The sequence below is a fragment of the Ruegeria sp. CE12 genome (assembly GCF_056537525.1).
In genome coordinates, this window is sequence record NZ_JBQFRS010000010.1 from 84,580 (window position 1) to 110,699 (window position 26,120).

Genomic DNA, 26,120 nt, shown 5'->3' on the forward strand with positions numbered 1-26,120 from the left:
CCTCCTTACACCGATATCCGGCGGAAATCATTGAGCGTCGCTGCGACGTGTTTGAGGAAATGTGCGGCTGCGACACCGTCAATCACGCGGTGATCCCAGCTCAGGCTCACAGATTGGATCAGACGCGGCTGAAAGGCTGTACCGTCCCAAACAGGCTTGGTCCCGGCGCGGGTCATGCCAAGAATGGCGACCTCTGGCGCGTTGATGATCGGGGTGAAGTTCGTGCCACCGATGCCACCAAGCGACGAGATCGTGAAGGTCGCCCCCTGCATATCACCAGGTTTCAATTTTCCGGCACGTGCCTTTCCTGCAAGATCACTCATTTCGGCGGCAATCTCTCGCAAGCCCTTTTGGTCGGCGTCTTTCACCACAGGCACGACCAACCCTTCCGGCGTGTCAGCGGCGACGCCGATATGCCAGTAATTCTTGACCACAAGCTCGCCGCCATCCAGCGAAGAATTGAATTTCGGGTAGGCCTTCAGCGCGGCGACGACCGCCTTGACAGTGAAGGCCAGTATGGTGAGTTTTGCCTCGCCTTCGCGCGCTTCACCATTAATCGTTTTGCGGAAGGCCTCAAGGTCGGTCACATCCGTCTCATCGAAATTTGTTACATGCGGGATCGTGATTGCATTGCGTTGCAGGGCCGGACCGGAAATCCGTGCAATACGGCTAAGTGGTTGGCGCTCGACGGGGCCGAATTTGGCAAAATCCACCTGCGGCCAGTCAGGGAGGCCCGGAATGTCGCCGCATTGGCCCGCAGGTTCGGAGAGCTTTCCCTTCACATGGGTCTCGATATCCTCGCGGGTGATCCGCCCTTTGGGACCACTGCCTTTCACCTCTGCGATTGTTACGCCAAGTTTGCGGGCGAAAGCTCGGATCGAGGGGGAAGCATAGACCGGCTGACCTGCTGCAGTCGCTTTTGGTGGAACGGGCGTGGGCTGGTTTGGCGTTGGCTTGGTCGGCGCGGCGGCCAAGGGCGCGACGGTTTGAGGCGCGGTCTTTTTGGCAGGGGCTTCAGGCGCGACTGTGCCCTGACTCACCTCAAGCATCAGGATCAATGTGCCCTCGCTGACCACATCGCCTTCGGCAACTTTGATTTCGGTCACCACCCCGGGTTGTTCGGCGGGAACATCCAGCGTGGCCTTGTCGGATTCCAGCACGATCATCGTGTCGCCGTCGACAAGCGTGTCACCCACCGAGATCGGGATTTCGACAATGGGAACGTCGGAAAAGTCGCCAATGTCAGGAACATGTATTTCTATCTTGGTTGTCATCAATGCACCCTCCTTTAAACGGACCACGGCGCGGGAGCGGCCGGATCAACGCCAAGATCATCAACGGCCTTCTTCAAGACCGCTGGCTTTAACGTGCCGACGCGCACCAGCGCCTCGATTGCCGACAACGCGATATGTTGGCTGTCAACCTCGAAAAAGCGGCGCAGTGCTTTGCGATTGGCAGATCGGCCAAACCCGTCAGTGCCCAGGATACGCGTGGGTGCGGTGATATAAGGGGCGATCTGTTGGGGCAGTGCGCGTACGTAGTCGGTGGCAATGACAACGGGATCGCTTCCCGCCAGAAGGGTTTCTACATGCGATATTTCCGGCTTGGCTGCGCCGGACAGGCGGTTGCGGCGCTCAACCTCAGCTGCGTCGCGCGACAATTCGGTGAAGGAAGTGGCCGAGAAGACGTCAGTAGCGATTCCGTAATCCCGCTCAAGAATCTCGGCGGCGGCCTGCACTTCGCGAAGTATGGTGCCAGCGCCGATCAGACGGGCCTTTGGCGCTTTCGCCTTGCCGCGTGTACCAAGCTTGTAAAGCCCGCGAATGATATCTTCGCGCACGCCCTCTGGCATCGACGGTTGGGCGTAGTTTTCGTTCATCACCGTGACATAGAAGAACTCATCGCGTTTTTCGTCCAGCATCCGCACCATGCCATGATCCATGATCACTGCAAGCTCGTAAGCGAAGGCCGGATCATAAGCGCGGCAATTTGGGATCGCGCCTGCCCAAAGATGCGAGGACCCATCCTGGTGTTGCAATCCTTCGCCCGAAAGCGTAGTTCGCCCGGCCGTCGCGCCCAGCAGGAAGCCGCGCGACCGCTGGTCAGCCGCTGCCCAGATCAGGTCTCCTACGCGCTGAAAGCCGAACATCGAATAGTAAATGTAGACTGGCAATAGTTCGGTATCATGGGCGGAATAGGCGGTGGCCGCAGCTGTCCACGAACTGATTGCGCCCGCCTCGGTGATGCCTTCCTCAAGCAGCTGCCCGTCCGCAGATTCCTTGTAATACATCATCGAACCGGCGTCCTCTGGTGCATATTTCTGTCCGTCGGGGGCGTAGATGCCGACTTGCCGGAATAGATTTTCCATTCCGAAAGTGCGCGCCTCATCTGCCACGATGGGAACGATGCGGGGGCCAAACTCCTTGTCCTTTAATAGACCGCCCAGCATCCGCACCGCGGCCATGGTGGTCGACATTTCCTTGCCATCCGCTTCAAGCGCGAATTTTGCATATTTCTCTGGTAAGGGACGCTTTGGCGCGTCGGATGAGGCATTTCGTGCGCGTTTGGGCAGATAGCCGCCAAGATCAATGCGCCGCTGCTTCAGATAGGAAATTTCTTTGCTGTTTTCGGATGGTTTGTAGAACTCCAGCGCCTCGACCGCCTTGTCTGTCAGCGGCAAGTTGAAACGGTCGCGGAAGGCCAGAAGAGCTTCGACGTCCAGCTTTTTCGCCTGATGTGCAGTCATGCGGCTTTCGCCCGCACCGCCCATTCCATAGCCTTTTTTGGTCTTGGCTAAGATCACCGTTGGCTGACCTTTATGGGCCTTTGCCGCAGCGAAAGCAGCATGAAGCTTCTTCAGATCATGCCCGCCGCGTTCCAGCGCGTGTATATCGGCATCGGACATATGCGACACCAGCGCTGCCGTCTTCGGGTCTGCGTCAAAGAACGTCTGACGGTTATAGTCACCATCTTTGGACCCGAGATCCTGATAGGCCCCGTCAACCGTTTCCGCGAACCGGCGCAACAGGACGTTGTTTGTGTCGCGGGCAAAAAGATCATCCCATTTTGAGCCCCAGAGAACCTTAATCACATTCCAGCCTGCCCCAACAAACAGCGACTCAAGCTCTTGAATGATCTGTCCATTACCACGCACCGGGCCGTCCAGCCGCTGCAGATTGCAATTCACGATGAAAGTCAGGTTATCAAGACGCTCCCGCGCGGCCAGCGTCAGGCCAGCGATGCTTTCAGGCTCGTCCATTTCACCATCGCCAAACACGCCCCAGACATGACGTTCCTGAGTGTCAACCAGCCCACGCGCCTGAAGATACCGCATGAAGCGGGCCTGATAGATCGCAGACAGCGGCCCGATCCCCATTGATCCGGTCGGGATTTGCCAAAATTCATCCATAAGCCAGGGGTGCGGATAAGAACACAGGCCCTGACCTGGCACTTCCTGGCGGTAGTTCTCGATGTCAGTCTGGCTCAACCGCCCTTCGAGAAAGGCCCGCGCATAGATACCCGGTGCAGAATGCGGCTGAAAATACACCAGATCACCTGCGAAATTTTCATCCCGCGCGCGGAAGAAATGGTTGAACCCGACCTCAAAAATCTCAGCGGCGGAGGCGTAGGACGCAATATGACCGCCCAGTTCGCCATAGGCACGGTTGGCACGTACAACCATCGCCAATGCGTTCCAGCGGATGATTGAGGTGATCCGCTCTTCGAGTTCTGCATCGCCGGGGTAAGCCGGTTGCCGACCCACCGGAATGGTGTTTCGATAGGATGAATAGGGCAGGCCCTTGGTTGTCACACCCAAGCGTCGGGCGCGTTCCTGTACCTTGCCCAGCAGAAACTGGGCGCGCTCGGGGCCTTGCGCTTGCTCGACAGCCTGGAGAGCATCCAGCCATTCGTTTGTTTCAATTGGATCAATGTCGTTCTGAGTGAGGGAGCGTTGAGATGTCATGAGAATCCTCCAGTGTTGCCTTCAGGATGCCAGACATCTCGCGCTGAATGTCATTGAAACCCCGCACGAACTTCGGCAGTGTTGATGGATTCAAGCGAGTAACGGAGAAATAGCGATGAAAGTAGCTAATGATGGACGAGGTTGATCTTAAAATCCTCAAAGAGCTACAACGAGACGCGCGGCTGACTCATCAGGATCTTAGTGAGCGGGTCGGCCTGTCGCCATCCCCAGTGGCTCGTCGTATACGGGCGATGGAAGATGCAGGCGTTATAAAGGGCTACACCGCGAATGTGGATGAGGCGCAAATGGGCTTTGGGTTTTCGGTCTTTGTGTCGGTAAAGCTTGACCATCAGATTGATGACCGGTTGGTGAACTTTGAACGCGCCGTTGCCCACTATCCAGAGGTCATGGATTGTTGGCTAATGACCGGAAGCCGTGACTATTTACTTCGCGTGGCGGTATCAGGTCTCGATGAGTTTGAAACGTTTCTGACCGGACGATTGACCAAGGTAGTGGGCGTTGCATCCATCGAAAGCTCCATCCCCATTAGGAGGATCAAAGGGCAATTGTCGCGCTTGGTGTAATTATTTCGATATCGCAAATAGTAAATTAACCCTGAGTGTGATTATTTGAACTATCTTGAATAGTACCTTCCGAGAATCTGGAGTTGCCTGCACTTCTGCGCGCATTCCGTATCTGGGAGGATAAAATGAAAAACACCCTAACTGCGTTTGGCATTCTTGCTATCTCAGCAACATTCGCCTCGGCCGATGGACATGGCCCCAAAACGGCTGAACTGGTCGCAGAATTACCACAATCGGTTGGCAACGTAACCTTCACACCCACTAACCGCGTGATCTTCAGCCATCACCCGTTTTTCAGTCCGGATGTTCGCGTTGCTGAACTGAATGGCGATCACCAGTCATTTACCCCATTTCCCAACGCCGCCTGGAACACGCCGCGCGAAGGAACTGATCGCTATCTAGATTCCGTTCTTGGTCTGCGTGGTGATGAAAACGGTATCGTCTGGATGCTTGACATGGGCCAGCGCACCGGTCTGACCCCGAAGCTGGTGGGCTGGAACACCTGGGAGGACCGGCTAGAGAGGATTTACTATATTCCCGCCCCCGCATCCCGCCCTGAAAGCCAGCACAACGATTTCGTCGTGAATCTCAAGGACGGCGTTTTTGTGATCGCGGATGAAGGTATCGGGCCAGGCGGTGACGGTACTACAGCTGCATTGGTGATCGTCGACATGGAAACCGGCACAACGCGGCGCGTTCTTCAGGGACATGCCTCCACCCTTCCTGAGGACGTTCCAATTACCGTGGACGGCAGGGATCTGACCGTGCCGGATGGCAGTGGTGGCCAGGTTGTAATCAAGGTTGGTGCTGATGGCATCACAGCCGACACAGACTTCGAATGGCTGTACTATGGTCCTTTGAACGGCACCGCACTTTACCGGGTGAAGTTTGCTGATCTGCTGGATGAACGTCTGAGCGATGAAGACCTTGGCGCACGGGTCGAGCGTTACGCTGACAAGCCCAACAATGGCGGCTTGTCGATTGATCAGGATGGCAATCTTTATCTTACCGAGGTGGAAACCAACGCCGTGGGAATCATCCCCGCCGACACGCGCGAATACCGCCGCTATGCTGAGGCCGACGATCTAAGTTGGCCCGATGGAGTCAGCTATTCCTTAGACGGGCATATGTATGTCTCAGCTGCGCAGATCTCACGGGCGGACCTTTTCAATGACGGCGTTGCTAAAAACGCAGCACCCTATCTGATCTATCGGTTCACCCCGGAAGCCCCCGGTCGTATCGGGCACTAAATCCTCCCTGAAACTGGTTCGCGTGCAATCTGCGCGGGCCATTTTTTTTGAATAGAAAGGCTCAACATATGAAATCCGCGATTGCTTTCGGCCAAGGGGCCGCAAAAGACAGTTTCCGTATCGAAGATCTCCCAGTGCCCCAGCCCGGTCCCGGTGATGTGCGTGTGCGCATCCATGCCAGCGGGATCAACCCGTCGGACTACAAGGTGCGTTCCGGTGCCCAAGGGCCGTTGCCTGACGGTGACGTCATTCCTCATTCCGATGGCGCAGGTGTGATCGAGGCCGTGGGAGTGGGAGTTGATGTCAATCGCGTCGGCCAACGTGTCTGGCTTTACAACGCCAATCGAACTGAAGACGGGCTGGCGCAGGGCAACCGAGGCACCGCAGCGGAAGAAATCCTGATTGCTTCCAAATACGCCGCCCCCTTGCCTGATGGGATTTCTTTCGAGACCGGGGCAGGATTGGGCGTGCCCGCGATGACCGCGCACCGGGCGTTGACCGCCGATGGATCAATTGAAGGTCAATGGGTTTTGGTGACAGGCGGGGCAGGTGCGGTTGGATTGTCTGCCATAGCCCTGGGTAAGCACTTGGGGGCAAACATCATCACCACGGTCAGTTCTGAAGAAAAGGCCGCCGCTGCACGCGCTGCCGGTGCCGACCACATCATCAATTATCTTGACGAGAATCTTGCCGACGCCATCTTGCGGATCACGGGCGGGACAAAGATCGACCGGATTGTCGACGTGGCACTATCCGATCACATGGAGGGCGCGTCAGCCTATCTGAAGCCGGGCGGTGTAATTGCACATTACGCGACCACCGATCCGACTGCGCCGCTGGCCTATCGTTCTCTGCTGGTCAACAACACGGTGCTTCGTTTCGTTTTTGTCTATGCAATTGATCAGGATGCACGTGACCTGGCGATCTCAGACATCAACGCATGTCTTGAAGCAGGGGGGCTGTCCGGTATCACTCACAAGAGCTTTCCGCTTAATCAAATCGTAGAAGCTCATGACTGTGCTGAGGAGGGCGGGTTCATCGGAAAGGTGTTGCTCACCGTCTGAAAGCAAGGGCGTAGGAGTAAGACCCTGCGCCCAAACTCATTTCTCGATCTATTCAATACGTCTTTGACACCTTCTGCGGTAGGCAGAAGGCGTCTCGCCGGTCTCCCGCAGAAAGACTGTGCGAAACGCCCCGGTGTCCCCATATCCCACCGACCAGGCGATTTCCTCAACGGGCATGCCTTCCTGTTCCAGCAGACGTCGCGCCTGTTCCACCCGCAGCTTTTGTAGATAGGTCGTCGGCGTGAGCCCAGTTGCCGCCTTGAAGCGCCTCAGAAACGTGCGTCGGGTTAGCCCCGCATCGGCAGCCATGTCGATTATGGAATGCGGGGTCGCCAGATTTCTCTGTAACCCCTCCTGAACAACCCGCACCGGGGTATCGCCATGGCTGAGGTCCGTTTGAAAGCTGGCATAGGCCCGTTGATCGCGCGCGCCGGGATCAGCCAGCATAAACCGGGCGGTTTCGTGCATGATCTCCGGCCCGAGAAATCGACGTACAAGCGCCAGACCCAGATCGACCCAAGCCATCAGTCCGCCCGCGGTGATAAGGTCGACCTCGTCGATCAGGGTCTGCGTAGGATCCAAAAAGACCTTGGGGAATGCCGTTCGAAACCGCGCCTCGGCGCTCCAATGTGTAGTGGCGCGTCGGCCGTCCAACAGACCTGTCGATGCCAGTCGGAAGGTGCCGACGCAGACCGATCCCAAGAGCACATTAGCGCAAGCTGCAGCCCTCAGCGCATCTTGTGCCGCGCCAGGCAGAGGGAAGTCGTCGCCGGGCAATACAATGATGGCCTCCGTATTTATCCAGTCGCTGACATCGCTTTCGGGATCAACAACGCGTATCCGCAATCGACGACTCGCGGCATCCATGCGGGACGCTGTTTCCAGAAAATCAAGCAATCCGTGTTGCACAGAAAGACGGGTGCCCGTGCCGGCAAGAAGGAGAATGTCGCCCATATGACACTTATACCACTGAGATTGTCATATATGCCACTCCTTGTATCAATCCGCATTGTTTATCCTGTGGTAAGAAACATATGGAGGACGAAAATGAGTGACATCGAAACGGCGGCCAAAGCCGCCAGTGCCGGTTGGAAAGCCGCTTTCAATGCAGGCAATGCCAAGGCATGTGCTGCCTACTACGAAGAGGACGCGGTGATGACCGCGAAACCCTTTGGCACCTTCACTGGACGCGCCGAGATTGAGGGTTTTTGGGAAAAAATCATCGGAGATGGGTACACCGAAGTCGATTATCTGGACCCGCAATTCTCACCGGTGGACAACACCAGCATCCGATTGGCCTCGAGCTGGAAAATGAACAAGGCGCATGGCGTCATTACCAACGAATTATGGGTCATGCAGCCGGATGGCTCCTTGCGGCTGCGCACGGATGAATTCGAAGTGCAGGGGTGATATATATAGCGGTCCGCAATCTGCGGGCCGCTATATTTCAAATTATTGCATTTTAATCAGCGCCCAGTCGCGCCATCGGCCAATGCGGGTACGCGGATCAGATCAAACTTGCCAGTACCAGTCTCTGTCCCACCATTCAGCGCCGCAGATCGTTCGAGCTGGTTAAGGGTAGCATAGACAAAGCCGTCGCCACCGAAACTGATTCCATCAGGCCAGCTTTGACCTTCAGGCAAATTGGCAATGATTTTGTAGTCATCCGATGTGGTTACACCAATCGCGTGTGCCTCGATATCGTTCACGTAGACATTTCCGGACCCGTCCACAGTAATGCCGTCAGAATAGGGTTTCGGACCATAAGCCATGATCTGACCGGCAACGTCACCACCTTCGTCAAACGCAACAGCCGGAACGCGGTACAGCGTGTGGCCGTGCATTGCACCAAAGTATACCCATTCGTAATTGGGATCGATCGTGATCGGGTTGAGCGCAAATCCACCTTCCATCTCGGGCATCAAGGCAGGGTGGCTTTCGGCGATCCGTGCTGCCGCACCGGTTTCGAGATCAACCGTGACAAAAGCGGGAACAGGTGCGCTTTGCAGATCACCTTGCGTCATATCCGCAATGATGACGCGGTTACGCTTCTGGTCCAATGCGAAATCCTGCACGAAACTGGTGGACAACAAGACATCTGCGGGAATTGCAATACGCGCGACTTCCTGATTGATGTTTGTATCCCAGCCCCAGATTTCACGGGCACCCAGATCAACAATCCATGCGACGCCGGTATCATCAGTTCGCACAGATAGGGGGGCCTTGAAAGCAGAACTATCGCCCGTCGCGATTGCGGCGTTTGGATAGGCGTTCTGCTGCCCGGTTGCGGTGATCTCGATCATCTTGGTGTCGGGGTGCGCCAGTGGATGCACCGTCATAAAGATGCGGCCATCTGGCGTGATTGATGGATTTCCAGGCCGGGTGTCGAAGCTCGCGACGATTTCAGCGGTGGCTGGATCAGCAAGCACAACGCTTGGTGCCGCGGCGATCGCCAAAAGAGCAACGGCGGTGGAGCGAAGAAGAGCTATCATGATATTAGGCCTTTGTTTCTGACGGCAGTGCAACAGCGGGGAAATCCACGTCGGTTTGAGCGATCAAGTTGGTAAAATTGGTGAAGGTGTTGGCGGTTATGACGGCAATCACTTCGATGATATGACCATCGTCAAAACCGGCCGCGCGGAAGGCCGCGATGTCTTTGTCAGTTGCTTGCCCGCGCGCTTTCAGGATCGCCTGCGCAAAATCAATTACGGCCTGAATGCGTGGGTCTGTCGCCTGACCATGCAAGAAATCATGTGCGTCTGTAGCGGAAACACCGGCTCCTTTCGCGATAGCGGTATGCGCCGCCGAACAATAGGGGCATCGATGGAAGGCGGCTTGGCTCAAGGCAATCGCCTCGCGCTCACTGGCTGAAAGGCGGGTTTCGGCTAGCGCGCCGTTGAACGCACCAAATGCTGCGGCAATGGCAGGCGCGTGGGCAGCCGTGGCGAAAAAGTTGGGTACCTTGCCAATTTTTTCTTTGACCGCAGATAGGTAAGCCTTTTGCTCCGCATTTTTTGTTTGGGGGGATACTGGGTTAATTCGTGCCATATGAGGGCTCTCCTTTTCATTGGTTTAGTGGAAATGGAGCGCTTGGCTTGATTGAACAATTCCATTGTTCGTGTAGACTTAATTCGCTAAATCCAAATAATGGTATTTGATCTAAAATCCCTCGACCTGTTCCAACGTGTGGCCGCCCTTGGGGCTATTGGTCGAGCAGGGGCAGAGTTCGGCCTGTCCCCGACCGCGGCGACACAGCGCATTCAGGCGCTTGAGGAAGAGCTTGGCGTCAAGCTTTTCAACCGAACCACAAGAGCGGTGGCGCTCACTCCCGATGGCGAGCTACTTCTTGATCACGCACGAGCCATACTCGAGGCGGCTGAAGATGCGCGGACAGCGCTTTCGACGTCTCATGAAAACGTATCCGGCCATTTGCGCGTGACCGCATCGGCCTCATTCGGGCGTACGCAAATTGTTCCGCATGTTGGCGAGTTCTTGGATTTACATCCGAACATATCTTTGTCCTTGAACCTTAGCGATACGATTGTTGATATCGTTGACCAAGGGTTTGACTTGGCAATCCGCGTGGGCACGCTGACGTCTTCTTCCCTTCTGGCTCGTAAGTTGGCGGACAACCCTAGGGTTCTGGTTGCATCACCTTCATATTTGAAGAGTGCAGGAGTTGTTACGACACCAAAGGATCTGAAATCCCATTCCTGCATAGTCCTTGGAAGTACAGGAATCTGGACACTGCAAAACGATGTTGAACAGGATATCAAAGTTCGAGTTTCTGGTTCGTTTACCACAAACTACGGCGAAGCTGTGACTGACGCAGTTCTTCAGGGTGTTGGAATTGGGCTAAAATCCCTTTGGGATGTCTCCCATTTTTTGGAGACGGGCCGGATGATACGGGTCTTACCAGACTACCGCATCGTTCCCGATTGGAAGATATGGGCAGTCCGCCCTCCTCATCGTGTTGTTCCTGCAAGGGTCAAGGCATTTACCCATTTTTTGGAAGGCAAGTTTAAAGACAATGATTTGATCTGATGGAAAGTGGGGTAAGGCCTGAGAATGCCGCCCTGTTCTCAGATGGTTAGGGCCAGGTTTTATTGATTTTCGTATCGCTGTGTGACTCACGACTCTAGAATCGGAGCAATGACATGAACGACCTTTATTGGCTGACAGACGAGCAGGTGGCCAAGCTTTCCCCTTTCTTCCCGAAGTCGCACGGCAGGCCGGGGGTCAATGATAGAAGGGTACTGTGCGGGATTATCTTCATTAATCGCAATGGGTTGCGTTGGTGAGATGCATCCAGGGAATACGGACCTCACAAATCGCTCTACAGCCGGTGGAAGCGTTAGGGCGAGAAAGGCATCTTCACACGATTGAGGGCTGGTCTGGCCGCTGAGCACGGTGAGAAGAAAACGGTCATGATTGACGCCACGTATCTAAAGGCCCATCGTACGGCGTCCATCTTGAGCGTCAAAAAGGAGGGCGTGGCTGCCTGGTCGGCAGAACCAAAGGTGGCATGAATTTAAAGCTGCACGCTACCTATGATAGCCATGGTCGCCCGCTCCACCTGTTCGTTACCGCCGGACAAGTCAGCGACTATATCGGTTCTCGGGTTCTTCTCAGCAGCATACAAAACGTGGATTGGCTACTCGGGGATCGTGGCTATGACGCCGACTGGTTCCGAGATGCGTTGAAATACAAAGGGATACGCGCCCGCATCCCCGGTCGAAAGCAATGCAAAGCGCCGGTCAAATACGACAAACACCGGTACAAACGGCGCTACCGGACTGAGATCATGTTCGGTAGGTTCAAGCATTAGGGGCGCGTGGCTACACGCTACGACCGTTGGTCGGCCATCGCACTCGCGGCAACATTATCTACAGGTCATAAATCCTGACCCTAAGGCTTTTTGACAACTGAGAACAAGCGCGGTGCTGTGTCAATCTGAACAAGTGTTTCAATTTCAATAAAACCTTGCTTTTTATACATATTTCGCACATCCACCTCGCAAAGGAATTGGACAAATGGAGCTTTTCCAACTGCCTCCATTAGGCGGATAAGCGTGCGTACATACCAAGGACTCTTACGTAGCAAAGTTGTTTTTGCTATCAGCAAACCGCCGGGGGGTAGAGCCTCAAAAACCTCCCTTAGAACGGTTTCCAAATCCGGAAGCAGATGAAACACGTTAAGGGCAAGCACTACATCAAAGCTGCCAGAAGGTAGATCGGCCGCTTCGGCAACTGAAAATTCCAGATGCATGTTGAATGACCGGTTGCGTTTTTCGCAGGCGATTTGGATCATCCTTTTTGAGAAATCGGTACCATGATATCGACTAACCTCTTCAGCAAGCTCCAAAGCCGTTGATCCGGTCCCGCACCCAAGCTCTAGGACGTTGTGGTGTGGCTTTAGTCGGGCACGAATTAGGGCGAGGGATTGTTGATACGCGTCCATGTTGCCGATTGATGATTTTGCGTATTTGGTAGCTGCATTGTTCCAAAATGAGGTGCTGTCCACAATGTGTCTCCGGTTTGCGATGAGGTGCTGCGCAGCTTGGCTTGTTATACAGATCTCGGATTTGCTTGTGGCGTTGCAGTGCATTCTGTCATTCCGCCCAATTCTGGTGTTCAATGCTGTGGGTGTGGTCACAAAAGAAATTAGGCTAAATCAGCAAAAGTCATGATCTGAAAATGCCAATTCTTACGCAAAGACATAAAAGTACTGTCGAAAGTCTGCGCATCACCCATCTGTACCTGAAGCAGCGTATCCTGGCGTACTGAGTGATGCGCGTTCTGAGAAAAATTGGTTCGTTCTAGAACTGGTAGGCTAGACCAAGTCGCACAACGCCTAGCACGATACCTCTGTCGTTATCGCCGGCGATATCGATTGTATCTCCGGTGCCAGTGTATTCCAGGTTGGCTAACAGCTTGTCGCTGATCTGATAGCTGGAACCGATCCCAAACAATGGCGCTGCGCCGCTGTCAGATTGTTGCGATCCAGCTAGAGTCACGTCGTAGTCAAAGTTGGCCACCCCGAGGATCGCGTACACCGATGCACTTTTCCATTCGTAGCCAAAGTGAGCTTTGAGGCCATACTGGTCGCCAAACGAGATTTTGTCCCCGCTGGTAAAGGTCTGGCTCATTGAGGTCTCATTGTAGAAAGCTTCGCCGCCGACAAACCAGTTTTTGTATACTTTCTGTTTGTAGCCGACAAAGGCACCGATGGAGCCACTTGAAGTGTCTCTTTCGGAAACACCTGCGCCTTCTTCTGTGAGACCGCCTGAGCCGACGATCGCGAGACCACCGTAAAAACCGTCTCGGAGATCATTCGCATTTGCATTGGATGCAGTTGTCAGCAAGGCAATAGTCATCCCTGCAAACAACGCGATGGGCGTGTGTTTGTTCATTGTTAAGTCCAGAATTGTTGAAAATTTATGATGCTGCTCGGCTAGGCCGAGTCGTCGGGTTGATATTCTAAAAGATCGCCAGGTTGACAATCCAACTCGCGACAAATTGCTTCCAATGTCGTAAAGCGGATAGCTTTGGCTTTTCCCGTTTTTAGGACGGATAGGTTTGCAATCGTGATGCCGACGCGCTCCGAGAGTTCAGAGAGACTCATCTTACGTTTCGCCAACATTACATCGAGGTGAACGATCAAACTCATCCGTAAACGCTCCAATCAAATTGTCATATCAGCTTCCTCCTGCATTTTACTCGCTCTTTCCATGATGGTTCCGATCAAAAGGAAAAATAATCCGGCTGTTAACAAATCTAACTCGCCCAAGAAGATAAGGGAGATGTCCCAGTCGGCCATCCCGTCAATGATATCGCGGCTGTACAAGTACCAAGAGACAATCGGAACCAATATTGTTTGCAAGACGGCCATCGTAATCAGAGCACAACCGATCCCGACGAAGCACATGCTGTTCTGACGTGTGAAGTACTGGCTGTCCTTGTACAGCTTTGCTAAGCGCCACATGTTGAACAGGGCCCAGAACCAAGACAGGCTGGCCACTTCTATCAAAGCGAACACAACAATCCGGTCTGTCAGTGCAAAGTCGGACACTTTGCGCGTCCAAACCTCATCGTCAATCATCAAGGAGATCGGAAAATCGCTCTGGAAAACAAAGATAGTTTCCACGATTGATAAAACAGCCGTCGCAGCAATCAACGAGAAGAGCAGGTTTATCATATGGGCTGTTTTCATTGTGCGGCTCCTTTGAGGGCCAGAAAAGTCCTAAACATATTCAGTTTGAAGGCTTGATAAGCCGACGAGAAGATGAGGTCAATAAATTAATCGAAAAACGATAAAAAATAATCGATAAACGGTGCGCAATGCGTCATCGTGATGCCTCTTTGGGAAGCCGACAATTCTTAAAAAAATCTGGCGCATACCCCAAAAAGCTGCACACACAAGAGTGCGGCGATGGGTAAAAAGCACCTCAGAATGATCGCACCCTCAGGTCACAAAACGACAGCCAGCCCATCCGCCCTGAGCTCCGCATGGATCCCGTGCCTGCGATCGGAGCACATTCGGTGCACCTGTTGGCAGAACTTGGCTGTTAAAAAAGCGAAATCTCCAGATTGGGAGAACAGGTGATCTGATGCCTGATCTGAAGTCAGCCCGCAGCTATCTCTTCGTTCCCGGGGACCGGCCAGAGCGCTTTGCCAAAGCGGCTGCGTCCGGTGCACACGCCATATGCAAGTTCCCGAGGAGCCGATCCTGTTCTTCAAGGCGACAAGCGTCATGTCGGGTCCGAACGATCCTGTGATGACCCCGCGGGGATCGAAGAAGACAGACTAGGAAGTGGAGCTTGGCGTGCTGATCGGCAAAGAAGCTCGAGATGTCGCCGAAGCGGCTGCGCTATTGACCATCAGATTTTCTACAATTGGAACTTTTTAGAGAGTAGGGCAGGCGTTTTTCTAGCTGCATTATTTGCTTGGCTTTGCCTTCAAGAAATATCGGCTATTGCTTTCTCAAAAACAGCAAGAGATTTCGGGAAATCCGATGTACCAAAACCAATTCGGAAATGTCGCCGACCGAATTTGAACTTCACACCACTTACTATCAAAAGATTGTGTTGCAGAAGCATAATGTGTGAGAGAGACTCAGCATCCATGGACCCGTGCCAACGAAGTATGGCGACGACGCCAGCATTTGGTATAGAGGTGCTGCTAACTTTGTTTTCGCGGCTCACAAACTCACGAAGTACTTCGCGGTTTTGTTTTGCGGTTTTTTGACTATTGGTCAGAATGTGTTCCGCCCTTGCGATTGCAGCCAAAGCCATAGCTTCAACTGGTAGCGACACGTAAGAGTTTAGGTAAGCCTGTGTTTGCATGCACCTTGCTATGATTGTCGCGTCCCGGCATGCCAACCAACCAACGCGCAACCCGGGTAGTGCAAATGCCTTCGAGAGGCTTCCGACGACAATTGATCTTGCGCTGAAGCTCAAAGCACTCGTTGATGGAGTACCATCATGATTAAGCCCCGAGTAAACTTCATCTGAAATTATTCTGCCGCCGCGGGATTCAACGATGGTGCAAATCTCTTGCAGCGTGTCTCGATTTGGGCTCCAGCCGGTGGGATTGTGAGGTATGGATAGTATCAAATAGTCCACTCCGTTCGCGCACAAAGCTTCGAGCTCTGCTAGACAGGGAGCCCACCCTAAACTTTCCCTACATGACCATTTGCTTACCTGTGCCCCGCGCCAGTGCGGAAGGGCGATCATCGGAGTGTAGCACGGGTGTAGAACAACCACATGATCTCCCGGTTGGATCAAGGCCAGAGAGATAAGAGAAAGTGCTTCATCCGCCCCATTGACTAGGACAATGTCTTCGGTGGTGGCCGGTGTCTTGAGCAAACCCGCTACGGCTTGTCGGAGCGCGTTTCCTCCATGCAGCCCAGGATACGTACGGCAGGCTTCATAGCTGAGGTTTGCACTCGGTAGGAACGGCGCTCCATCGATATCTGGAAGTCCTTCGGCAAAGGATTTGCTCAGATTGAAAGCCGTTTCAGAATGGGCAGAGTTTAGAAAAGACTTGAGTTCGAACGGCTCGATCACTTTAAAAGTCCCCGGTGACACAACACAGAGTTTTTGCTTTCGCCGCTTCTATGTGTTGGCATCGGCGGTTGCGCCGTTTAGCCAGCGAAGATGGCTTGCGAGTAGTCGGAGCGGTTAAGTAGGTGTTAATCAGCATTGACCTACAAACTCGGTCAGTACATCCATGCCTTCACGCCAATTCCCACGCCGCCCAAAACCTAGGCGAAAATGGTGATCAGGAGTAGATTGAAGCTCGGACCGATATAGCGAAGAAGGAAGTAGTAGAACCCCCTTTTCCTCTACTAGCCTGGTGCAGAAGTCTTCGACGCTGCCCGAACCGTTGTATTCGATAAACCCAACACATCCTCCTTGAGGTTTGTGCCAGCTTAAGACACCTGCTGACTGCTCCATAGCAGCAATGGTGAGTGCAATGTTATCCGCTATAAGCTTCCTGTTTTTGGCAAAGATTTCCGCGCGATTTCTGAGGGCTATAATGGCCAATCTTTCTGAGGGTGCAGAGTTGCAGATAGAGAGGTAGTGTTTGAAATGCTCAATTGAAGCAAGCAACTCTCGGTCCTGGCAGGCTATCCAGCCTATTCTCAAACCGGGCAAACCATAGGATTTTGAAAGTACATTCAGAGAGAGACCCTTTTCATAAAGGTCAGCGACTTGAGGAGACTGCAGCGTGCTGTCAAGCTCCACTCCTCGATATACTTCATCGCTAAACAAGTAGAGGTCATGCTTGCGGCAGAGTTCGACGAGGGCCTTTAGCCTGTCTGCGGGCAAGATCGCACCTGTCGGGTTGTTCGGGAAATTGATCGAGATAAGTTTCGTTGTCGGCCGAATGGCCGCTGCGATTTCGTCGATATCGAGTAACCACCCTTCAGCCTCTCTAAGGGCGACGCCGCTAACTTGACATAATGACAGGGGAACTGTCTCTACACTTTGGTAGTTTGGCGTAACCACAATTGCGTGGTCGGTCTTTGTCAACAAAACGTTCATCGCAGCGTAGATGCCTTCCCCAGCGCCAGCAAAAGTCAGCACATTTTCGGCGGCCACTTGTTCGTATGTACTGGCGATGGCTTCGCGCAAGTCCGGTGACCCCCAGGTCTCGGTATACCCCAGCCAACCCTTTTCAAAATCTGAGCGCTCTTCAGGTGTAGCCATTCCCAGTAGGTCGTTTGTCGACATGCTTTCAATGTCCGAAGCTGTCATATGGAACCGGGCGTTGAATTCCCACTGCGCCAGATACACTTCAAGTGCAAAGTTTCTCATGAGATTGGTCTACTTCTTTTGTTCTTTGTGTTCTTTGAGCATGTCATAAAGTGTTGCGCGTGAGACGCCGATGACCTGAGCTACATAGTCCGCAGAATTTCTGATCTGAAACACACCTGCAGCATCAACTTCAGCTACGATTTGCAATCGTGTATCACGTTTGGCAGCTTGAATCGAAACTCTGTGCCTGTGTAGTACCGCTTGAACACACTCGTTCACTCTTTCTCGCCAGTCTTGAATCAATAAGCTTTCGGCCGCAGTTTTTTCTTGAAACTCAAATAGTCGATCAAAAAGCCCTCTCATCTGGTCAAACTTTTGCAATCGCAAGTTCATGCACATCAGAGTCTCGGGTTGCCCGGAAGGATCGCGAAGAACAACACTAATAGATTTGAGACGCGATCCATCAGAATTTGTTCGAGTGTAAGGGCCCAACACATCGGATGATCTGGCATCTTTCGTCAGTTGTTTAAGGTCAATTAGAGATTCTTCGCCAATTCTCCGCACGGATATCGGGTTTTCGACGTGAGCCACCGTCTCCGTTTTTAGATCATGGAGGACAACTTCAATCTCGCCTGGAAAAAGCTGAGTAACTGCTTGGCAAATTGAAATGTACTGTTTTTCTAAATCCATCAATCGGCCATTTTTTGCTTATACTAAATATCCAGTTCTGGACAACTCGTCTGGGCGTTGTATTCCACCTCTTAAAAGAAATCAACAAGATTGAGGCTCTAATGAACAGACTTGTGAAACACACATCCATAGTGCTTGCCGCTTTCACGGGTATAGCTTTGGTGACACCAGTATGGGGGGAAGGTTTCTGGGATCAGACTCGAACAGGGGCGAATGCTTTCAATAAAGTCCAGACCGAGGACTGGTTCGAGGATGCAAGTGAACTTGGTGTATCCTGGGTTCGACTTGCCTTTGACAAATGGGAAGGGCGCGGGCGGGATTTCCTAGTTGGGAATGCTGGTGATTACAAAGGTTTGGTCGCTGAAGACCTCGCGACGCTTGTTCAGGCACTGGATTGGGCGCACGAAAATGGTTTGAAAGTAGTTGTGGCACCTCTGACGTTACCCGGCGCAAGATATAGTCAGAACAATGGCTTCGAATATGATAGCCGGCTATGGAAGGATACAGCCTATTGGGAATCGGCGCAGAGCTACTGGCAAGATTTAGCCAGCGCGATTAAAGATCACCCGGCGGTTTCTGCATACAATTTGCTCAATGAGCCCGCTCCAGAGCTTCATACGGATATTCAAGAGCATGCTGCACCAGGGAGCACCGATCGCTTTGAGCCATGGTATCAGGAGCACCGCAGCACATCAGCTGATCTGTTTGCATTCTACAATGCCGTGATCCCGGTTATTCGGGAAGTCGACAATTCAACTCCCATCATGGTTGATGCAGGTTGGTACGCACAGCCATCGGCGTTTACCTACTGGCCGGGACCACTGGATGACGAGAATGTGCTTTACGCATTTCACATGTATGAACCCTATGCTTTCACCTCTCACGGAAACTTCAAAGATGAGAAAGGTTTAAGCTATCCCGGTTTGATCCCTTTTGCTGGCGAAGAAATCTACTGGAGCAAGGAAACTGTCCGAGAATACCTTCGCCCATTCTATGAATGGGCAAAAGAAAACAACATTCCACAAAACCGCCTAGTAGCAGGTGAGTTTGGTTGTTATCGCCGCAACACCGGCTGCCAACAGTATATTTCTGACGTGATTGACGTGTTGGAAGAGAATGAAACTCATTGGGCGTTCTATTCGTTCCGAGAGGATGAATGGGATGGGTATGACTACGAAGTGGGCACCGATGGCCTGCCATGGGAGTATTGGAAGGCGGTAGATCGAGGTGAAAAGCCAGAGGTGCCGCGCCATGAGACAGACATTTTTTTGGCGATTAAGTCGCGCTTAAGGTAGCCGCGAGTTGTTCGTCTGATCTCTGACTAACTCTTGCAATCATCATCCCAACTGTTGTTTGCTGGGTTAGTCAGACTTCTAAGATACCGAAACGCGCGTCGTTGCCAGGCTGACTAACGTAGGGACCTAAACGTAGGGACCTATATGTCTAACGTCAGCGCCAATGGGACAGTTTAGGGTGATCATACCGTCTTAGATGTGCGGCCACTCGAGCTCTTTGCCCTCAATGCGATTGTACGTCACTACGAGTCCTGTACCTTCCCACACGATCAGCTTGAGACGATCTGCCTGATTCGAACGAAAGATAGAGATGGCACCACTGAAGGGGTCGGGCTCAAATTCGTTCATCAAAATTGCGGCCAGACCATCCATATTCTTCCGAAAATCGACAGGCTTGGTTGCGACGTAGAATTTGAAGTTGCCCGCTGGAAAGATCATTGGTCGCGTTCGAACGCGCTGATCAACTGAGCCAGCTGATCGATTGGAAAATTCAGCTTTAGTAGAACTTCGCAGCCTGCGCGCCTGAAAACAATCCGACGTATCTGAGGCGGCACGACCGACTCATCACGTTGAACTTTGATTTCGGCAAACGTCGGAACTGGCCTTTGACGAAGCCACTGTTAAAATTAGTACAGTCGCCCGGAGACCCGGGCGACTGGTGCCGTGAGTGGCTTAGCGAGTGTAGACAGCTGTAATATCTGCAGAACCCAAAGAGTTCGCGCCGGTCATGAAGCCCACCAGAGCAGCGCTGGCGTTTTCATCAAGGCCAAGGCTTTCAACGCCCAGAGCGTGAACCGTGAACTCATAGCGGTGTACTTCGCCCGGAGGAGGACACGCGCCGCCAAAGCCGGTGGCTCCAAAGTCAGTACGGCTCTGAACTGCGCCGTCAGGCATGTCGCCACCTTCGGAACCAGCGCCTTGGGCGAGCGCATTAACGTCTGCAGGGATGTCAAAGGCAACCCAATGCCACCAACCGGAGCCTGTCGGCGCGTCTGGGTCGTACGCAGTGACGACGAAGCTCTTGGTGCCTTCGGGAGCGTTGCTCCATTCCAGAGCGGGCGAGATGCTGTCGCCCTCACAGCCAAAGGCGTTCAAGACGAATGTGTTGTCGAGCTGCTGCCCTTCGGCGATGTCAGGGCTGGACAGGGTGAAAGCTTCGTTTGCAAAAGCCGGGGTAACGAGGGATGCAACCAGTGCTACCGTTGTGATCAGGTGTTTCATTTTCGATCTCCATCAGAAGTAATTCGGATGATCGTTATGTGCCACTCTGGCCGCACCTTTTATCTCCGGAATCGATCAAGCTTTTACGCTATTCGATTAAGTTGAGCCTCAGACGCCCGTAATTTTCCCGGTGTGATATCGAATCGTGCTTTGAACGCTTCGCTAAAGCGCGATTGAGAGCTGAACCCGCATTCAAAAGCGATCTCGGCCAACGAATGCTGTGTTGTTTGAATACGCATCAGCGCAAACGACAGCCGCACATCGCGCAGCATTTCGGTGAACCCGGTGCCTTCCTTGCTGAGCGTCCGGCGCAATGTGGCTTCGCTCATACCAAGCTCTCGGGCGGCTTGCGGAGCCTTCCAACTACGCTCCAGATCACCCTCAAAGAGCATCCGCAATCGATCCTTTAGACCTTCACAACAGTGAATTCGGTGCGCGGCACCCTGCAGCTGCAGCCACATGAGCAATTCCTGCGTTCGATATGATAAGATGCCATCACAGAGATCGGGATCACCCAGGCTTGCGACAACGCGCGAGAAGGCGTCATTGAAGCCGTTCGGCATGATCCCTTTTCTGACTTCGCGCGCAGTGCTTGGGTTTGGATGCAGTTGCAGGAAATCAGAGATAACGCTGTCGTCAATCACCAGGCCTTCCGAGAAGTAGAGGCCAGTTTCACCGATGATATTCCCGATCGTCAGGTTTTCACCACGGCGCAGATAGACGAACTCACCTTGCTCAACCGTTGTCTCAGCACCCGCAAAGGTCCGCACCGTTTTACGCCCGGAGCGGATACGTAGAATGCAGGTTTTGGAGATGTGGAGTTGATGAAAATCGGCGCTGCAGCGTTGGCGGAATTCGACATACCCCACAGGCCGGTTCGTGATATGTGTCTCGGGCAGATGTGAACCGTCCATTCGGCTATCTCCTTGCAGCGCACAAAGCCTTTTATTCGTACACTGAAATCTCGACCAGATTCTGATCCGGATCGCGCAGATACACGGACTTGATGGGTCCGGTTGCGCCTGTGCGCGGAGCGATACCTTCTTCAATCTCGACGCCACAGTTGTCGAGATGCGCGACAACTTCAGCAATCGGGACAGCCGAGATAAGGCAAAAGTCGCCGCTGCCAGGTGTCGGTGTCAGGGATTTGGGCTCAAATTCGTTGCCATGTTGGTGAAGGTTGATCTTCTGCGCCCCAAACGAAAGCGCCTTACGTCCTCCCGCAAACTCCGTCACTTCCATTCCCAGAACCTTTGAATAGAAGTCACAGGTCGCATCGATCGAGGCGACTGTCAGGACGAAATGATCCACGCGATCAATTTGCATTGCTTGGTCTCCTTACTTTTGCAGACAAAATAGGTGTTTGCCCTCGACCAAAACCATTGATTAATGACGACAGACCCCATCTCAATCCCAGATGCCGGGACTAAGAGGCCTCGGGGAACTCACTGGTCAGATGGACCATCAGCGATCTAATGGGCCGCGACAGTGCTTCAGCATCACGCACGGCCACCTTCAACGTGCGTTCAGCCCAGCTATCCGCCACAGGAGCCATCCGCAGGTTAGAGGCCGTCAGGTATGGCTCCACGGCTCCAAGCGGTAATATCGCGATGCCAAGACCCGCTTCGACCATGCGTCGCACTCCATCGAAGCTGAGGACTTCAACCCGTGCTCTCAGCTCCAACTCCTGCTCTGCGGCGCGCTTCTCGATGAAGGCCTGCAGAGAGCTTCCCTTCTGAAGGCCGACAAGATCATGTGTTGAGAATTCGTTGAACGAAACTGGCCCATCTGTCCCAAGCGGATGACCTTTCGGCGTCAGGACAACAAGCGTATCCCTGCGATAGGTGAACACGTCGAGATCCGGGTTTGGGATCATGCCGGAGAAAATGCCGACATCTGCAATACCATCGCGGACGGCCATCACAATTTCATCTGATGTTTGCTCGGTGAGATCGATCCGCATATCGGGATGATCCGCTACAAACAATGCTAAATCCTCGGGTAAAAACTGTGTAATCGCAGACGTATTGGCCGCGATCCGCACAGTTCCACGCAAGCCTTGCGCAAAGTCGCTCATATGATCGTCGATACGATCTAACAGACGCTGCAGGTCTTTGGCATGACGAAGCATTTCTTCACCCGCTGGTGTCAGGGACACACCTTTTTGCTGTCTGTAAAAAAGAGCCGTGCCAACCTGGGCTTCAAAGTCGGATATCCGCTTGCTGATGGCGGACGCGGCGATGTTCTCAGCTGCAGCAGCTTGCGCAATGCTCTTCGAGGTAGCGACGGCCAGGAAGAGTTCGAGGGTAACGAGGTCAAATCTTTTCCGCATGGCTCGGGTACTCACTTATCTCAATGAGATTGCCGTCCGGATCGTACAAATACAGCGAAAGGATTGTGCCTTGAGCGCCGACGCGCTCCACCGGTCCTTCTTCTATGCGGAGACCTATCTCTTTTAAGCGGGATTCTACATCAGAAAGGCCTTGCTCGACCAGCAAACAAATATTTGCAGACCAAGACCTTCCAGCATTTTTAGGCGGCCCATAGTGCCGGTTGTTGGGCTGAAGGTTGAGCTTGCAGCGCCCGAACGTCGCTTCGACACGGCCATCATCCAACCGGTTGATCGCCATGCAAAGCCCGCCGCCATAAAAGGCGACGGACTTTTCGATGTCGGCGCAAGTGATCACTGCGTGATCCAGTGCTGCCCACGCGATGCGGTGTGGCTTCCCCATTAGAACAGCCTTGGCAGGATCAAGACGATCTGCGGGAAGAACAGCACCAGCAGGATGGTTGCAAGGATCGGGATCAGGAACGGCAGGACCGATAGCACGACCTTTTCAAACCGCATTTCCGTGATCGGAACAAGAATATAGAGGACCGTCCCAAATGGCGGCGTTATCACCCCAACCGATAGTGTGATCACCATAAACACGCCAAAGAACAGCGGGTCCACTCCTGATGCGGCGACGGCCGGAACCAGAATAGGCGTCAGGATCAACACACTCTCGATCACAGACATGAAGCAGCCGACCAAAACGAAGAACACCATCAGGATCAGCAGAAGAGTCGTCGTGTGCAGATCCATAGCGACCAGACCGGCAGCCAAAGCTTGTGGCACCTGCAGGCGCACCAGCAGCCAGCCATAGAACCCTGAGATCGCGATAATCAGCAGAATGACGGCACTGAACTCCATGCTTTGCACAAAGACCTGGAACAGCTCTTTGAGCTTTACATCGCGGTAGACAAACACGCCGAGCGCGATCGCGTAGGCACAGGCTACGGCACCCGCTTCGGTGGGTGAAAAAATGCCACTCCATATGCCCCCTACGATGATCAACGGCGTCAGCATCGGCAGCACGGCCCGGTGGCCGGTTTCAAACACCTCACGCGCTGTTGGCAGCGGGCGCGTCGGCATGTCGATTTTGTATGACATGATGAACGTCGTCGCCATCAACAACACTGCCATCAGCACACCAGGTACAAAGCCAGCAAGAAACAGATCCCCGACGCTCACATCTGCCTGCCAGCCATAGACAAGCATGGCGACGCTTGGCGGAATGATTGGCCCAATCACGCTGGATGCCGCTGTGATGCCGGTGCTGTATTTCAGGTCATATCCCTTTTCCCGCATGGCCCGGATTTCCAGCGCGCCAAGGCCGGCCGCGTCGGCGGACGCTGTGCCCGACATGCCGGCGAAAATCATTGAAGCCACCACGTTCACGTGCCCCAGCCCCCCACGGACAAACCCGACCATGACATTGGCAAAGTCAAAAATCCGTGTCGTGGCGCTGCCTCGGTTGAGCAGGTTTGCCGCGAGGATGAAGAGCGGGATTGCCAACAGTGGGAAACTGTTGAGCGTCTGCGTAATCTTCAGAGACATCAGCTCCACCGGTAAGCCACCGGACGCGGATGTCATCGCCAAGGCGAGAAGACAGGTTGCCCCAAGTGCAACAAAGACCGGCAGACCCAACGCCATGAAAAAGATCAGGCCACCAACAAATGGTAAGAAGATTTCCATGATCTCTACCCTTCCTGTTTTGGCTTGTCGAAAAAAACACCGACAAGACGGAGAAGGGATGCAAAGACCATGCCTGCGAAGGCGAGCAGCAGTCCCCCATAGTAAATCAAAAAACTCATTGAGAGAGCCGTTGTGCGGTTGTTGGCGCTCCGCTGCATCATCTCGGCAGCTCCCCATGCAGCAAGCACGAGGAATACAATCGACAGAATTTGCAGAAAGAGCGCATACCGTGAATGCCAGACACCTTTTATGGCCATAGGCACCAGCTCAACGGCAATGTGGGCCCCGCGAGACCACGCGCCGATCGAGGCGAAGGCAACGGCGTAGATCGTGATCAGCGTAGCGATTTCTTCGAGCCACGGAACGGGAAAGCGAATGACATCGCGCGACAGGATCGACAGGACTAGCAATCCAACAAGCCCCATCAGCATGATGCCCGAGAACAGATCTGTGATCTGTACCAACATCCTTTCGACGCGGCCCACGTTGCGTGTCGGGATCGCCGCAGCGCCCGTGTTTTCATGTTCAAGCTGCATGTGGTTTCCCCCTGCGCTTATAAAAAAACGCCCGCCATAAAGACGGGCGTCCAGTTTCAGGGAGGTTACGAATTTGCTGCGATCGCGTTTTGTACGTCTTCGATCACACCGTCAGCCAGCGATGACATTGCATTGTCGATGGCAGGCTGTGCCTTGGCTTTGAATGCAGCCACATCAGGCTCAACCACGGTCATGCCTTTTTTCTTGAGCTCTTCGAGATAGAACACATCCTTCTGTGCTTCGACAGCAGTGCCTTCAGTACGCGCAATCTCGACGGCGGCGCGAACAACGGCCTGGTCTTCATCGGACAGGCCGGAGAACCAGGAGTTCGAAGCAACCCAATGCCAAGGGAAATGCACGTGACCCGTCATGATGAGATGCGACTGCACCTCATAGAGCTTGCGCGAGAATGGCGAGACGAGAGAGTTTTCATGGCCATCGACCTGACCGGTCTGCATTGCAAGGTAGATCTCCGTAGCGGGCACAACGACAGTTTGCGCGCCCAGACCGCTCCATACATCGACCCAGACAGGAATGCTCGGCAGACGCAGGCGGAACCCGTCGAGGTCTTCTGGTGTCGTAATGGCCTTGTTTGAGGTCATATGGCGCGGTGCGCGCATCTGAGCGCCCATCTCTACGATACCACCCTGATCGATGCCGCGCTGCTGTAGAGCCTTACCAGAGTCACTGGCCATGAAGGCTTCGACAGCCGCGCCATTCGGGAACAGGAACGGGATCGAGATCGGATCATAGTCAGGTGCGTACTGAGAGCGCCAGTTGCCACCTGTCAGGGAGATCTGGGTCTCACCGATGTTCAGCAGTTCCAGGACGGCGTTTTCGCCGCCCAGCTGACCACTCAGGAATGGAACAACCTCAAACCGGCCCGGTGCCAGTTCCTCAAGCGCAGCCTTGAAGCGCGTAATACCGGTTTCTTCCGAGCCGCCCGGCTTCATGGTCGTATTGACCTGTATTGTGATTTTGTTTTGAGCAAGAGCGGGTATTGCCAGTGCGGCCGTTGCTGTTGCTGCTGCAAGAGTTTTGATCGCAGTGCGTCGTGTGAAGTTCATGGTTTCCTCCCGAGAATTCTATGGTCCCAGAAGGATCAGGCGAAACCTGTTATCTGCCCAGAATTGGTTCGATAACGGAGCCATCGCGTTTCGCGATGAACATAAGCTTTGTTTCATCCTCTTTGCTAAGGAGCCTTTTTGGGGTCTTTCGCTTCTGGATTGGTTAAGCA

Annotated in this window: 27 protein-coding genes and 2 pseudogenes; 8 read left to right on the plus strand and 21 right to left on the minus strand. The window is 53.6% G+C overall.

What is annotated here, in order from left to right; translation table 11 throughout:
- Positions 1 to 5: 5 nt before the first annotated feature.
- Positions 6 to 1,274, minus strand: a complete 1,269-nt coding sequence (locus ACR0IO_RS18965; RefSeq protein ID WP_480743673.1) for a 2-oxo acid dehydrogenase subunit E2 — start codon at positions 1,272 to 1,274, stop codon at positions 6 to 8.
- Positions 1,275 to 1,288: 14 nt separating this feature from the next.
- On the minus strand, positions 1,289 to 3,964 hold the full coding sequence (gene mdeB / locus ACR0IO_RS18970) for an alpha-ketoglutarate dehydrogenase (RefSeq protein ID WP_480743676.1): 2,676 nt from the start codon (positions 3,962 to 3,964) through the stop codon (positions 1,289 to 1,291).
- A gap of 131 nt (positions 3,965 to 4,095) precedes the next feature.
- On the opposite strand from mdeB, the gene ACR0IO_RS18975 reads away from it, so the two are divergent.
- The 3 genes from ACR0IO_RS18975 to ACR0IO_RS18985 all read left to right on the plus strand — a co-directional run bounded on the left by ACR0IO_RS18975 (position 4,096) and on the right by ACR0IO_RS18985 (position 6,862).
- Positions 4,096 to 4,548, plus strand: coding sequence for an Lrp/AsnC family transcriptional regulator (locus ACR0IO_RS18975; RefSeq protein WP_480743795.1), 453 nt, complete (start codon positions 4,096 to 4,098; stop codon positions 4,546 to 4,548).
- Between the two features lie 125 nt (positions 4,549 to 4,673).
- The gene (locus ACR0IO_RS18980) at positions 4,674 to 5,798 is read left to right on the plus strand and encodes an L-dopachrome tautomerase-related protein (RefSeq protein WP_480743678.1); all 1,125 of its coding nucleotides are present in this window, start codon (positions 4,674 to 4,676) and stop codon (positions 5,796 to 5,798) included.
- A 68-nt stretch (positions 5,799 to 5,866) separates the two neighbouring features.
- Positions 5,867 to 6,862 carry an NADPH:quinone reductase gene (locus ACR0IO_RS18985; RefSeq protein WP_480743680.1) on the plus strand — a complete coding sequence of 332 codons (996 nt, stop codon included), beginning with the start codon at positions 5,867 to 5,869 and terminating at the stop codon, positions 6,860 to 6,862.
- Between the two features lie 48 nt (positions 6,863 to 6,910).
- Here ACR0IO_RS18985 and ACR0IO_RS18990 read toward each other — a convergent pair whose 3' ends face one another.
- Entirely contained in the window at positions 6,911 to 7,816 is a 906-nt protein-coding gene (locus ACR0IO_RS18990) for a GlxA family transcriptional regulator (RefSeq protein ID WP_480743683.1), read from the minus strand.
- Positions 7,817 to 7,909: 93 nt separating this feature from the next.
- Between ACR0IO_RS18990 and ACR0IO_RS18995 the strand changes: the two genes are divergently transcribed.
- Positions 7,910 to 8,272 carry a YybH family protein gene (locus ACR0IO_RS18995; RefSeq protein ID WP_480743685.1) on the plus strand — a complete coding sequence of 121 codons (363 nt, stop codon included), beginning with the start codon at positions 7,910 to 7,912 and terminating at the stop codon, positions 8,270 to 8,272.
- A gap of 56 nt (positions 8,273 to 8,328) precedes the next feature.
- Here the strand turns inward: ACR0IO_RS18995 and ACR0IO_RS19000 are convergent, their stop codons facing one another.
- Both ACR0IO_RS19000 and ACR0IO_RS19005 read right to left on the minus strand, forming a co-directional pair.
- Positions 8,329 to 9,354 carry an L-dopachrome tautomerase-related protein gene (locus tag ACR0IO_RS19000; RefSeq protein WP_480743687.1) on the minus strand — a complete coding sequence of 342 codons (1,026 nt, stop codon included), beginning with the start codon at positions 9,352 to 9,354 and terminating at the stop codon, positions 8,329 to 8,331.
- A gap of 4 nt (positions 9,355 to 9,358) precedes the next feature.
- Positions 9,359 to 9,910: a carboxymuconolactone decarboxylase family protein gene (locus ACR0IO_RS19005; protein ID WP_480743689.1), complete on the minus strand. Its 552-nt coding sequence runs from the start codon at positions 9,908 to 9,910 to the stop codon at positions 9,359 to 9,361.
- A gap of 99 nt (positions 9,911 to 10,009) precedes the next feature.
- On the opposite strand from ACR0IO_RS19005, the gene ACR0IO_RS19010 reads away from it, so the two are divergent.
- A complete protein-coding gene (locus ACR0IO_RS19010; RefSeq protein ID WP_480743691.1) occupies positions 10,010 to 10,906 on the plus strand; it encodes a LysR family transcriptional regulator in 897 nt (298 codons plus the stop codon).
- Positions 10,907 to 11,019: 113 nt separating this feature from the next.
- Positions 11,020 to 11,687: pseudogene (locus ACR0IO_RS19015) on the plus strand (IS5 family transposase); the annotation flags it as partial.
- 83 nt (positions 11,688 to 11,770) lie between these two features.
- Here ACR0IO_RS19015 and ACR0IO_RS19020 read toward each other — a convergent pair.
- The 4 genes from ACR0IO_RS19020 to ACR0IO_RS19035 all read right to left on the minus strand — a co-directional run bounded on the left by ACR0IO_RS19020 (position 11,771) and on the right by ACR0IO_RS19035 (position 14,074).
- Positions 11,771 to 12,385 carry a class I SAM-dependent methyltransferase gene (locus tag ACR0IO_RS19020; protein ID WP_480743693.1) on the minus strand — a complete coding sequence of 205 codons (615 nt, stop codon included), beginning with the start codon at positions 12,383 to 12,385 and terminating at the stop codon, positions 11,771 to 11,773.
- Positions 12,386 to 12,680: 295 nt separating this feature from the next.
- Positions 12,681 to 13,274, minus strand: a complete 594-nt coding sequence (locus tag ACR0IO_RS19025; protein WP_480743695.1) for an outer membrane protein — start codon at positions 13,272 to 13,274, stop codon at positions 12,681 to 12,683.
- Between the two features lie 41 nt (positions 13,275 to 13,315).
- The gene (locus ACR0IO_RS19030; protein ID WP_480743697.1) at positions 13,316 to 13,531 is read right to left on the minus strand and encodes a helix-turn-helix domain-containing protein; all 216 of its coding nucleotides are present in this window, start codon (positions 13,529 to 13,531) and stop codon (positions 13,316 to 13,318) included.
- Positions 13,532 to 13,546: 15 nt separating this feature from the next.
- Complete coding sequence (locus ACR0IO_RS19035; RefSeq protein WP_480743699.1) at positions 13,547 to 14,074, minus strand: DUF2975 domain-containing protein; 528 nt, start codon at positions 14,072 to 14,074, stop codon at positions 13,547 to 13,549.
- A gap of 495 nt (positions 14,075 to 14,569) precedes the next feature.
- On the opposite strand from ACR0IO_RS19035, the pseudogene ACR0IO_RS19040 reads away from it, so the two are divergent.
- Positions 14,570 to 14,734: pseudogene (locus tag ACR0IO_RS19040) on the plus strand (fumarylacetoacetate hydrolase family protein); the annotation flags it as partial.
- A gap of 85 nt (positions 14,735 to 14,819) precedes the next feature.
- Here ACR0IO_RS19040 and ACR0IO_RS19045 read toward each other — a convergent pair.
- The 3 genes from ACR0IO_RS19045 to ACR0IO_RS19055 form a co-directional block, all read right to left on the minus strand.
- The gene (locus ACR0IO_RS19045) at positions 14,820 to 15,929 is read right to left on the minus strand and encodes a pyridoxal phosphate-dependent aminotransferase (protein ID WP_480743702.1); all 1,110 of its coding nucleotides are present in this window, start codon (positions 15,927 to 15,929) and stop codon (positions 14,820 to 14,822) included.
- A 129-nt stretch (positions 15,930 to 16,058) separates the two neighbouring features.
- Positions 16,059 to 17,183 (minus strand): aminotransferase class I/II-fold pyridoxal phosphate-dependent enzyme, encoded by a 1,125-nt coding sequence (locus ACR0IO_RS19050; protein ID WP_480743704.1) that lies wholly within the window; start codon positions 17,181 to 17,183, stop codon positions 16,059 to 16,061.
- A 9-nt stretch (positions 17,184 to 17,192) separates the two neighbouring features.
- On the minus strand, positions 17,193 to 17,813 hold the full coding sequence (locus tag ACR0IO_RS19055; protein ID WP_480743706.1) for a helix-turn-helix transcriptional regulator: 621 nt from the start codon (positions 17,811 to 17,813) through the stop codon (positions 17,193 to 17,195).
- Here ACR0IO_RS19055 and ACR0IO_RS19060 point away from each other — a divergent pair.
- A complete protein-coding gene (locus tag ACR0IO_RS19060; protein WP_480743709.1) occupies positions 17,786 to 19,108 on the plus strand; it encodes a glycoside hydrolase family 5 protein in 1,323 nt (440 codons plus the stop codon). The genes ACR0IO_RS19055 and ACR0IO_RS19060 overlap by 28 nt on opposite strands.
- 192 nt (positions 19,109 to 19,300) lie before the next feature.
- Here ACR0IO_RS19060 and tnpB read toward each other — a convergent pair whose 3' ends face one another.
- From tnpB to ACR0IO_RS19105, 9 genes are all read right to left on the minus strand, one after another.
- Positions 19,301 to 19,546, minus strand: a complete 246-nt coding sequence (tnpB, locus tag ACR0IO_RS19065; protein ID WP_480743711.1) for an IS66 family insertion sequence element accessory protein TnpB — start codon at positions 19,544 to 19,546, stop codon at positions 19,301 to 19,303.
- Positions 19,547 to 19,780: 234 nt separating this feature from the next.
- Positions 19,781 to 20,329: a kinase inhibitor gene (locus ACR0IO_RS19070; protein ID WP_480743714.1), complete on the minus strand. Its 549-nt coding sequence runs from the start codon at positions 20,327 to 20,329 to the stop codon at positions 19,781 to 19,783.
- An 83-nt stretch (positions 20,330 to 20,412) separates the two neighbouring features.
- Positions 20,413 to 21,243 carry a helix-turn-helix transcriptional regulator gene (locus ACR0IO_RS19075; protein ID WP_480743716.1) on the minus strand — a complete coding sequence of 277 codons (831 nt, stop codon included), beginning with the start codon at positions 21,241 to 21,243 and terminating at the stop codon, positions 20,413 to 20,415.
- 31 nt (positions 21,244 to 21,274) lie between these two features.
- On the minus strand, positions 21,275 to 21,655 hold the full coding sequence (locus ACR0IO_RS19080) for a VOC family protein (RefSeq protein ID WP_480743719.1): 381 nt from the start codon (positions 21,653 to 21,655) through the stop codon (positions 21,275 to 21,277).
- A 100-nt stretch (positions 21,656 to 21,755) separates the two neighbouring features.
- Positions 21,756 to 22,661: a LysR substrate-binding domain-containing protein gene (locus tag ACR0IO_RS19085; protein WP_480743721.1), complete on the minus strand. Its 906-nt coding sequence runs from the start codon at positions 22,659 to 22,661 to the stop codon at positions 21,756 to 21,758.
- Positions 22,645 to 23,061 carry a VOC family protein gene (locus ACR0IO_RS19090; protein ID WP_480743723.1) on the minus strand — a complete coding sequence of 139 codons (417 nt, stop codon included), beginning with the start codon at positions 23,059 to 23,061 and terminating at the stop codon, positions 22,645 to 22,647. Before ACR0IO_RS19090 ends, ACR0IO_RS19085 begins: the two co-directional genes overlap by 17 nt.
- A complete protein-coding gene (locus ACR0IO_RS19095) occupies positions 23,061 to 24,347 on the minus strand; it encodes a TRAP transporter large permease (RefSeq protein WP_480743725.1) in 1,287 nt (428 codons plus the stop codon). The genes ACR0IO_RS19090 and ACR0IO_RS19095 overlap by 1 nt, the downstream gene beginning before the upstream one ends.
- Positions 24,348 to 24,352: 5 nt before the next feature.
- Complete coding sequence (locus tag ACR0IO_RS19100) at positions 24,353 to 24,883, minus strand: TRAP transporter small permease (protein WP_480743728.1); 531 nt, start codon at positions 24,881 to 24,883, stop codon at positions 24,353 to 24,355.
- A 65-nt stretch (positions 24,884 to 24,948) separates the two neighbouring features.
- On the minus strand, positions 24,949 to 25,950 hold the full coding sequence (locus ACR0IO_RS19105; protein WP_480743731.1) for a TRAP transporter substrate-binding protein: 1,002 nt from the start codon (positions 25,948 to 25,950) through the stop codon (positions 24,949 to 24,951).
- Between the last annotated feature and the right edge of the window lie 170 nt (positions 25,951 to 26,120).

Bases quoted from the DNA above. Each gene is read 5' to 3' on its own strand.
- ACR0IO_RS18965 (WP_480743673.1), bottom strand. From the start codon at position 1,274: ATGACAACCAAGATAGAAATACATGTTCCTGACATTGGCGACTTTTCC.
- mdeB (WP_480743676.1), bottom strand. From the start codon at position 3,964: ATGACATCTCAACGCTCCCTCACTCAGAACGACATTGATCCAATTGAA.
- ACR0IO_RS18975 (WP_480743795.1), top strand. From the start codon at position 4,096: ATGGACGAGGTTGATCTTAAAATCCTCAAAGAGCTACAACGAGACGCG.
- ACR0IO_RS18980 (WP_480743678.1), top strand. From the start codon at position 4,674: ATGAAAAACACCCTAACTGCGTTTGGCATTCTTGCTATCTCAGCAACA.
- ACR0IO_RS18985 (WP_480743680.1), top strand. From the start codon at position 5,867: ATGAAATCCGCGATTGCTTTCGGCCAAGGGGCCGCAAAAGACAGTTTC.
- ACR0IO_RS18990 (WP_480743683.1), bottom strand. From the start codon at position 7,816: ATGGGCGACATTCTCCTTCTTGCCGGCACGGGCACCCGTCTTTCTGTG.
- ACR0IO_RS18995 (WP_480743685.1), top strand. From the start codon at position 7,910: ATGAGTGACATCGAAACGGCGGCCAAAGCCGCCAGTGCCGGTTGGAAA.
- ACR0IO_RS19000 (WP_480743687.1), bottom strand. From the start codon at position 9,354: ATGATAGCTCTTCTTCGCTCCACCGCCGTTGCTCTTTTGGCGATCGCC.
- ACR0IO_RS19005 (WP_480743689.1), bottom strand. From the start codon at position 9,910: ATGGCACGAATTAACCCAGTATCCCCCCAAACAAAAAATGCGGAGCAA.
- ACR0IO_RS19010 (WP_480743691.1), top strand. From the start codon at position 10,010: ATGGTATTTGATCTAAAATCCCTCGACCTGTTCCAACGTGTGGCCGCC.
- ACR0IO_RS19025 (WP_480743695.1), bottom strand. From the start codon at position 13,274: ATGAACAAACACACGCCCATCGCGTTGTTTGCAGGGATGACTATTGCC.
- ACR0IO_RS19030 (WP_480743697.1), bottom strand. From the start codon at position 13,531: ATGAGTTTGATCGTTCACCTCGATGTAATGTTGGCGAAACGTAAGATG.
- ACR0IO_RS19035 (WP_480743699.1), bottom strand. From the start codon at position 14,074: ATGAAAACAGCCCATATGATAAACCTGCTCTTCTCGTTGATTGCTGCG.
- ACR0IO_RS19050 (WP_480743704.1), bottom strand. From the start codon at position 17,183: ATGAGAAACTTTGCACTTGAAGTGTATCTGGCGCAGTGGGAATTCAAC.
- ACR0IO_RS19055 (WP_480743706.1), bottom strand. From the start codon at position 17,813: ATGGATTTAGAAAAACAGTACATTTCAATTTGCCAAGCAGTTACTCAG.
- tnpB (WP_480743711.1), bottom strand. From the start codon at position 19,546: ATGATCTTTCCAGCGGGCAACTTCAAATTCTACGTCGCAACCAAGCCT.
- ACR0IO_RS19070 (WP_480743714.1), bottom strand. From the start codon at position 20,329: ATGAAACACCTGATCACAACGGTAGCACTGGTTGCATCCCTCGTTACC.
- ACR0IO_RS19075 (WP_480743716.1), bottom strand. From the start codon at position 21,243: ATGGACGGTTCACATCTGCCCGAGACACATATCACGAACCGGCCTGTG.
- ACR0IO_RS19080 (WP_480743719.1), bottom strand. From the start codon at position 21,655: ATGCAAATTGATCGCGTGGATCATTTCGTCCTGACAGTCGCCTCGATC.
- ACR0IO_RS19085 (WP_480743721.1), bottom strand. From the start codon at position 22,661: ATGCGGAAAAGATTTGACCTCGTTACCCTCGAACTCTTCCTGGCCGTC.
- ACR0IO_RS19090 (WP_480743723.1), bottom strand. From the start codon at position 23,061: ATGGGGAAGCCACACCGCATCGCGTGGGCAGCACTGGATCACGCAGTG.
- ACR0IO_RS19095 (WP_480743725.1), bottom strand. From the start codon at position 24,347: ATGGAAATCTTCTTACCATTTGTTGGTGGCCTGATCTTTTTCATGGCG.
- ACR0IO_RS19100 (WP_480743728.1), bottom strand. From the start codon at position 24,883: ATGCAGCTTGAACATGAAAACACGGGCGCTGCGGCGATCCCGACACGC.
- ACR0IO_RS19105 (WP_480743731.1), bottom strand. From the start codon at position 25,950: ATGAACTTCACACGACGCACTGCGATCAAAACTCTTGCAGCAGCAACA.